2 protein-coding genes are annotated in these 1,999 nt (G+C 40.7%); both read right to left on the bottom strand.

Going from position 1 to position 1,999, the window contains the following annotated elements:
* Positions 1-82: 82 nt before the first annotated feature.
* Entirely contained in the window at positions 83-1,714 is a 1,632-nt protein-coding gene (gene pruA / locus HP456_RS23370) for an L-glutamate gamma-semialdehyde dehydrogenase (RefSeq protein WP_172255508.1), read from the bottom strand.
* Positions 1,715-1,779: 65 nt separating this feature from the next.
* A partial coding sequence (locus tag HP456_RS23365; RefSeq protein ID WP_172255506.1) for a proline dehydrogenase family protein occupies positions 1,780-1,999 on the bottom strand: 220 nt, incomplete at its 5' end.

Raw genomic sequence — 1,999 nt, 5'->3', positions numbered from 1 at the left:
GGTAATTGGACCTCAGGCTTGGAATCAGTACCAGGCATTAAACCCCGCCGAAAGACTGATAACATCTTTAGTACTCCTTACATTACTCTTCATCCATAAATGGATAAGCAATTTCTGTGTTTGGAGCAAAGTTTTCTTTAATAATACGAGGACTAGTCCAACGAATCATGTTAAATACAGAACCTGCTTTATCGTTTGTACCAGAACCGCGGGAACCGCCGAATGGCTGCTGATTAATCACCGCACCAGTCGGTTTATCGTTGATATAGAAGTTTCCTGCTGCACCAGATAAGCGGCGTTCCAAGTGCATTATTGCTTGTCGATCTTGTGCAAAGATCGCGCCGGTTAATGCATACATAGACGCTGTATCTACTGCAGTCAATGTTTCTTCTAATTTGTCATTTTCATATACATATATTGTTAATACCGGTCCGAAAATTTCTTCTGTCATTGTTTTAAAGTTTGGATTTGTCGTCACAATGATTGTCGGTTGAACGAAATATCCAACAGAATCATCATACGTACCGCCGGCAATAATTTCTGCTTCTTCAGAATCTGCAGCATAGTCGATGTAGCTTGTGATTGAATCAAAGGCTGCTTTATCAATTACCGCACCCATGAAGTTTGTAAAGTCTTGGATATCCCCTACTTTTAGCTTAGCCGTTTCTTCCTCTATACCTGTTTTCACTTCTTCCCACATGCTTGCAGGGATGTATGCACGAGAGGCTGCTGAACATTTTTGACCTTGGTATTCAAACGCACCGCGAACAAGTCCAGCTACTACTTTGTCTGCTTGTGCCGTTTCGTGTGCAAATACAAAGTCTTTTCCACCCGTTTCCCCAACCAGACGAGGATAAGATTTATAGTTTGTGATATTCTCTCCAACTGATTTCCAAATGGTTTGGAACGTACTTGTGGATCCAGTAAAATGGAATCCGGACATGCGAGGGTCTGTTAATACTACTTCCGATACTTGTGACCCGCGGGAAGGAACAAAATTGATTACGCCTTTCGGCAATCCTGCTTCTTCTAAAATACGCATAAAGTAGTAGTTTGATAGGATAGCAGTTGTTGCTGGTTTCCAAACGACTACGTTCCCCATCATTGCAGGAGCTGATGGTAAGTTCCCGCCAATTGCTGTGAAGTTGAATGGAGATATGGCCAATACAAAACCATCTAATGGACGGTATTCTAAACGGTTCCAAATATTTTTCGCACTATCCGGTTGAATTTGATAAATTTGATTGGCATAGTCAACGCCAAAACGTAAGAAATCTGCTAATTCTTGTGCAGCATCAATTTCAGTTTGAAAAGCTGTTTTGGATTGTCCTAACATCGTAGCAGCATTCATTACATCACGGTATGGACCAGAGATTAAATCAGCAGCTTTTAAGAAAATGGATGCACGGTGTTCCCATGGCATATTTGCCCAAGATTCTTTTGCAGCCATCGCAGCTTCTACAGCATCACGCAATTCTTTCTCTCCAGCTTGCGAAAAGTTGGCCAAAACATGTTGATGATCATGCGGCATAACTACTTGCTTCACTGTATCTGTCTTAATATTCTCTCCGTTAATAATGACAGGGATATCGGCTACCATATCGGATTGGCGTTTTAATTCTGCCTTTAATGTTTCTCTTTCTTTTGTACCTGGAGCATATGAATGACCAGGCTCATTTTTAGGTGATGGGATTTTGAAAATTCCGTTACTCATACTTTCACATTCCTTCCTGTTTATACAAATTTATATAATAAGACTATAAAGTGTTTCAATACTATTTACTTGCTGAAGATTCCTTTCAAAGCAAATGCTACATTTGCCGGCCTTTCTGCCAGACGTCTCATGAAATACCCATACCAATCCTCCCCGTAAGGCAGATAAATACGGACTGTATAACCTTTTTTCACTAAGTCTGACTGCAATTGATTCCGCATTCCATAAAGCATTTGAAACTCGAAGCGGTCATTCGGGATATTGTGTTCTTTCACTAAACCGATC

It is taken from the genome of Bacillus haikouensis, assembly GCF_013179555.1.
GTDB classification, from domain to species: Bacteria; Bacillota; Bacilli; order Bacillales; family Bacillaceae_B; genus Rossellomorea; species Rossellomorea haikouensis_A.
Note: the sequence above shows the minus strand (reverse complement) of the source record. Positions and strands in the feature narration are given on the sequence as shown.